Origin of the sequence: Chitinophaga sp., from assembly GCF_035538455.1 — a bacterium.
Taxonomy (GTDB): domain Bacteria; phylum Bacteroidota; class Bacteroidia; order Chitinophagales; family Chitinophagaceae; genus Chitinophaga.
In genome coordinates this window covers 86,073-92,403 of the sequence record NZ_DATLKJ010000044.1, presented here as the reverse complement: position 1 = coordinate 92,403, position 6,331 = coordinate 86,073, and the positions used below count along the sequence as shown (strand labels likewise).

Annotated in this window: 5 protein-coding genes and 1 other RNA gene; all 6 read left to right on the top strand. The window is 42.4% G+C overall.

The features are described from left to right. Window positions 1-67: 67 nt before the first annotated feature. The 6 genes from VM802_RS05790 to VM802_RS05765 all read left to right on the top strand — a co-directional run bounded on the left by VM802_RS05790 (window position 68) and on the right by VM802_RS05765 (window position 6,090). Window positions 68-1,564 (top strand): GH3 auxin-responsive promoter family protein, encoded by a 1,497-nt coding sequence (locus tag VM802_RS05790; protein ID WP_325528882.1) that lies wholly within the window; start codon window positions 68-70, stop codon window positions 1,562-1,564. Between the two features lie 106 nt (window positions 1,565-1,670). Further along, window positions 1,671-2,837 carry a 1-deoxy-D-xylulose-5-phosphate reductoisomerase gene (locus VM802_RS05785; RefSeq protein ID WP_325528881.1) on the top strand — a complete coding sequence of 389 codons (1,167 nt, stop codon included), beginning with the start codon at window positions 1,671-1,673 and terminating at the stop codon, window positions 2,835-2,837. Window positions 2,838-2,921: 84 nt separating this feature from the next. After that, complete coding sequence (gene rseP / locus VM802_RS05780) at window positions 2,922-4,268, top strand: RIP metalloprotease RseP (protein WP_325528880.1); 1,347 nt, start codon at window positions 2,922-2,924, stop codon at window positions 4,266-4,268. 91 nt (window positions 4,269-4,359) lie between these two features. Further along, window positions 4,360-4,734: a transfer-messenger RNA gene (gene ssrA / locus VM802_RS05775) on the top strand. Between the two features lie 265 nt (window positions 4,735-4,999). Beyond that, a complete protein-coding gene (locus tag VM802_RS05770) occupies window positions 5,000-5,506 on the top strand; it encodes a GNAT family N-acetyltransferase (RefSeq protein ID WP_325528879.1) in 507 nt (168 codons plus the stop codon). A gap of 50 nt (window positions 5,507-5,556) precedes the next feature. Beyond that, window positions 5,557-6,090: a hypothetical protein gene (locus VM802_RS05765; RefSeq protein ID WP_325528878.1), complete on the top strand. Its 534-nt coding sequence runs from the start codon at window positions 5,557-5,559 to the stop codon at window positions 6,088-6,090. Window positions 6,091-6,331 lie beyond the last annotated feature (241 nt).

The window sequence follows — 6,331 nt, the reverse complement described above, 5'->3', positions numbered from 1 at the left end:
AAATACTTAAATACCAAAATACCTAAATACCAAAATATTAAGATCTCTCAATTATAAAATATAGGGCATGAAGTTTAAATCACTGCTAGCCAAACCATTTGCTTCCATTGTTCATAATAAGATCAGGAAGGAAATGCTGAGGGCGGTGGAAGACCAGGATGCAATCCTGGAGGAGCTGATAAAGACAGGTAAAAAGACGGAGTTCGGGACAGATCACAAGCTGGATGCAGTACACACCTATGAAGAATTTAAGCAGGCTGTGCCAATAAGAGATTACGAACAGTTTAAGCCGTATATCGAAAAAATAAAAGAAGGGAAACAAAATATCCTGTGGAAGGGTCAGCCGATCTATCTCGCTAAAACCTCCGGTACTACCAGTGGTGTTAAATATATTCCCATCTCAAAGGATTCCATTGCCAACCATATTGATACAGCCAGGAATGCACTGTTGAACTATATGGGCGAAACCGGAAATACCGCATTTGCTGATGGCAAACTGATTTTCTTATCAGGCTCTCCGGAACTGGAGCGGGTAGGTGGTATTCCTACCGGTCGCCTGAGCGGTATCGTGAATCATCATATTCCCCGCTATCTGCGCACCAATCAGCTCCCCAGCTATGAAACCAATTGCATCGACGATTGGGAGACAAAACTGGACAAAATAGTAGAAGAAACCATCAACCAGGATATGACGTTGATAAGCGGCATTCCGCCGTGGGTACAGATGTACTTCGACAGATTGATAGAACGCACAGACGGTAAGCGTATCAAGGAGATATTCAAAAACCTGGATCTGCTGGTATATGGCGGCGTTAACTTTGAACCTTACAGGGCTAAACTGATGGCTTCTATCGGCAGACCTATACATACGCTGGAAACATTTCCTGCTTCCGAAGGTTTCTTTGCCTTCCAGGATTCGCAGGAAGATGCAGGACTGTTGCTGAATACCAATTCCGGTATTTTCTATGAATTTATCCCCGCACAGGAGATTTTCAATGAAAATCCTACCAGACTGTCGCTCAGAGATGTGAAACCTGGTGTAAATTACGCCATGATCATCAATAACAATGCTGGTCTGTGGGGATACAACCTCGGTGATACGGTGAAGTTTATTTCTACCAATCCATATCGTTTGCTGGTAACGGGGAGGATTAAACATTTCATTTCCGCTTTTGGAGAACATGTGATCGGTGAGGAGGTGGAATACAGCCTGATGAAAGCAGCAGCAGAGGAAAATGTACATATTACAGAATTTACAGTAGCCCCTATGGTGCAGACCAATGGTGAGCTGCCCTACCACGAATGGTTTGTGGAGTTTGAAAATATGCCGGCAGATCTGATGTCATTTGCAAAAAAGGTAGACGATAATCTGAGAGCAAAGAACATATATTATGACGACCTTCTGACCGGTAATATATTACAACCCCTGAAGATAAGGACTGTACGCAGACAAGGTTTTATTGACTATATGAAGGCTATTGGAAAACTAGGTGGTCAGAACAAGGTGCCCCGTTTAAGTAACGACAGAAAGCTGGCAGATGAGCTAGGCCAGTTCATACAATAAACAGCCGGACTTTTACACAGTTAATTCTTTCCCACTCACGGGAAAGAATTAACTGTGTAACGGCTTCCCTGGCGTTTTTAGGTAACCGAAAAAGAAAATCATTATAATGAATAAACGGAAGATCGCCATTTTTGGGTCCACCGGATCTATTGGTATACAGGCGCTGGAGGTAATTGCGGCACATTCCGACAGATTTAGTGTGGAAGTGCTGACCGCCTATCAGAATGCGGACCTGCTGATCGAACAGGCGTTGAAATTTAAGCCCAATGCAGTTGTTATTGGGAATGAAGAAAAGTACAAACAGGTAAAGGACATCTTATTCGATAAAGGCATCAAAGTGTTTGCCGGCGCGAAATCTATGGTGGAAGTGGCAGCATGGGGAACTTTTGACATGATGCTGGCAGCAGTCATGGGATTTGCCGGACTCGCACCAACATTATCCGCTATAGAACAGGGCACACCGATAGCCCTCGCCAACAAGGAAACACTGGTAGTGGCCGGTGATATTGTAATGGCTACTGCACGAAGGAAGAACGTACCTGTTATTCCTGTGGACTCAGAACACTCCGCTATCTTCCAGTGCCTGCTGGGAGAACCTTTTAGCAAGGTGGAGAAAGTAATCCTTACCGCCTCCGGCGGACCTTTCCTGGGAAAGAAGCCGAACTTCCTGATCAACGTAAAGAAAGATCATGCGCTGCAACATCCCAACTGGAGCATGGGGGCGAAGATCACCATCGATTCTGCCACGCTGATGAATAAAGGCCTGGAGATGATCGAGGCCCGCTGGCTGTTTGGTCTGAAACCGGAAAATATAGAAGTGGTAATACATGCACAGTCCATCATTCACTCTATGGTGCAGTTTGTGGACGGCTCCCTGAAAGCTCAGATGGGCCTGCCGGACATGAAACTCCCCATCCAGTATGCGCTGGGGTATCCTGACCGTCTGGCCAATGATTTCCCGCGGTTTTCCTTCAGGAATTATCCTTCCCTCACATTTGAACAGCCAGATACCAAAACTTTCCGTAACCTTGCTATCGCTATCGAGGCGATGCACAAAGGCGGAAATGCAGCTTGCGTCATGAATGCAGCGAATGAGGAAGTGGTTAACGCATTTCTCAGGAACCGGATAGGATTTCTGCAGATGACGGAGGTGATCGAGGAAACAATGGGCAAAGTACCGTTTATTGAAACACCGACCTTGCACGATTACTACCAGTGTGATACTGCTGCGCGTGAGCATGCCGCCAACCTGATCAACGCCATAGCTATCTAACTTCTATTTAAAAATTAACAAAGAGTTTTGCCGGAATATGTTTTAAATCTAATATATTAGGCAGATTAAAGCGAAATATATTAAATGACTACAGAGATAATACTGGTGAAAGCAGGGCAGTTGATACTGTCGCTTTCAATTTTGGTAGTGTTGCATGAGTTTGGGCACTTTATCCCTGCCAAACTGTTTAAGACCAGAGTAGAAAAATTCTATTTGTTTTTTGACCCCTGGTTTTCCCTCTTCAAGTTTAAACCCAAAAACGGGGAAACTGAGTATGGTATAGGCTGGCTGCCCCTGGGCGGATATGTAAAGATATCCGGGATGATTGATGAAAGCATGGACAAGGAGCAGATGTCCAAACCTCCGGAACCATGGGAGTTTAGGTCCAAACCAGCCTGGCAACGCCTGATCATCATGATTGGTGGCGTAACAGTGAATATCCTCCTGGCATTTTTCATATACGCAATGCTGTTATGGCATTATGGTGAAACCTACCTTCCCAATGCCAACGTAAAGTACGGCGTGGTAGTAGATTCTCTGGGTAAGAGCATCGGGATGCGCGATGGCGACAAGATCCTTTCCCTGGATAACCGCCCGATTGACAACTTTGGATCAATTCCCTCTGAAGTGATTCTAAAGGAAGTTAAGAGCATACAGGTAGAGCGTGGTGGCCAGCAGCTGAACCTGCCTATCCCGGATGGTTTTGTGCGTGCCTTGCTGAAACAGAAATCTCCTTTTGCAGCTCCGCTGGTGCCTTTCTTTGTGGACAGCATTATAGGCGGTAGTGTAGCTTCTAAAATAGGCCTGCAGAAAGGCGATCGTCTTATTGCCCTTAATGGACAGTCGCTGCCCTATGCGAACCAGTTTAACAAAGAAATCCGGAAGCATAAAAATGAAGCGGTACAGGTAGGTATATTGCGTGGTACTGATTCGCTTACTCTCAACGCACAGTTAACTAATGAAAGTGTTTTAGGTGTGTATCCCAAAGATCCATTTGAATATAACACCAAACACTTTACTTTTCTGCAATCCTTCCCGGCGGGATTCCACAAGGGAATCGACAAGTTGAAGGAATATGTAAGCCAGTTGCGTCTGATCTTTGTTTCCAAAGAAGTGAAAATGTCAGAGTCGCTGGGCGGTTTTGGCAGTATTGCCAATCTCTTCCCTGAAGCGTGGGATTGGGGAGCATTCTGGCAGCTCACCGCTTTCCTTTCAATTGTACTGGCCTTCATGAACATCCTGCCAATTCCTGCACTGGATGGCGGGCACGTACTCTTCCTGATATATGAGATCGTTACCGGACGCAAGCCCAGTGAGAAATTCCTGGAATATGCCCAGGTTGCCGGTATGATTATATTACTCGGGTTGCTCCTGCTGGCAAACGGATTGGATATCTGGAGAGGTATCAGTAAGTTTTTTACAAAGGGATAAAATACTATAGCAAAAGTAGCAGCGCCACCGCGCTGCTACTTTTTTCTTTTGATACTGGTTAGAAAAACTGTATCTTTGTGGGCTATTCACCGGGGATGCCTGGTTTTGACAGCATAGTTCTTTGAGAGTGTAAGCATGCCGTGCGTTGGATAATTAGCACGCTAATCTGAATATTCAAACCATAAATGGCGAATCTAACTACGCCATGGCTGCCTAATCAGAGATTAGACACCCATTATAGCCGCCTGGAGTTGTCGCCTTATGCGACTCCCGCCGCTGAATCATAAAACCCATAGGGATAGGTGCTCATGGTTTCCGTGAGTGAGCACTGAAGCGCAAACGGATAAGGACAAAGTTGGTTCGTTATGCCCCTGCTGCGTCCCGACACAACAATGCATAAATAAGCATGTAGAAAGCTTTCGGCGAATATGTTTGGACGCGGGTTCGATTCCCGCCATCTCCACTTTTAGAGAATAAAAAATTAGAAGCAGCTTGTAAAAGGCTGCTTTTTTTGTTATTATATCAATCAAGATAATAATTTTATAAACCACATTAAAGGCCTCTGGCCCGTAGACCAAGTACCTTGCTTTAATGAAATTCCTATTCCCCAAAAAGAGGAAGGTCCAGCGTCAAATAGTATCTGCAAAGTGAGCTTGAAAATTGACATTTTTGTCAATTTTTTGTATCTTTACGAAGAAGATATAATATTTTATTAAGCAAAAATATTATGAATGGAGGTAGAAGATTCAAAAACAGGAGGAAGATATGAGATAATGATCGAACGACTTACACTTAACGACTTTAAGATTGTAAAGAAAGACAAAATTCGTTTTGATTCGTTCAACTGGAGCAAATATAGAGAGCAGGAAGTTTATAAGCTTAGATTAACAGAATGCCAAGAAATCTTAGGGCTGATGTGTTTAAACGAATTTCCTCCTGAGACTGGGATAAATGCTTTGGAGATAGAACTTCTCGAAGTAAGTGTTGAAAATAGAGGTAATAATAAGCGGTTGCAGGGAATTGCGGGTTGCTTAATTGCATTTGCCTGTCGGGAGGCATTCAATAGAGGATATAAAGGATGGGTATTTTTGATTCCTAAATCGGAATTGATTGAACACTATTCAAAAGCCTATGGCTTTGTGCATATACCATTAAGAGCCGTGGCGCGCCCTGAGGGCTTCATGGAATTAGAGACAGGCCGTTCTGTCCAGTTACTTAAGAAGTATGGATTGATTTAATTATTGAAAGCTTTTATCTTGAATGATGAAAAGCTGAAAAACGTACAAATATGAAATCGTTCAAAGATATACAGAAGGAATTTACCCCAAAGGAAATTGTAGAATCATTTATATTTTCAGGGACTAAATCTTTAAAGGGTAAGGATAGAGAAAACTTCATGAATGAATTTCGTGAACACCGAAAAAAGGTGTCTGATAGCTATTCTGGTACAACTGAGCTGATTTCACAATTATTGCAGTTGAAGTTTCAGATTGAAGATTATATTAAGTCCACTCAATTTAATAAAGACTTTTATTTTGGTTACTTCCTGAATGAATATATAAGCATATTAAACAGGAAAAAAAAGGATTTCGCTCAGGAAATTGAGGTCGATCCTGCTGAATTAAGTCAAATCATAAATAAACATCGTAAGCCAACGGAGAAAATTATCTTCAGATTAGAAATACATTCCAATAGAAATTTTCCTGCTTTATTGTGGTTCAAAGTTCTGGAAAAAGAACGGGCATACGAATTAATGTACAATAGGCAAATTATTGAGGAAGAGAAAGAGCACGTTAAGCGAAAGCTAGAGTTTTCCTTTTAAGTTAGGTAATGTAATTACGGATAACATTGCCCCTGTTTGATAGTATCTATAACTTTAATAATAAGACAAGGTATTAAGTTTGCAATACTGTCGGAAAGGCAGATACTTTTTTAAGTGGATTTTTATAGATAAACAAGTCACCAAATCATATTTTTTACTTCGTATAAAGAATGGTCAATTTGCGTACGAAGACTTGCTTCAGATGGTAGAAGAAAAATTAGAAAGAATCAATCTACTATAT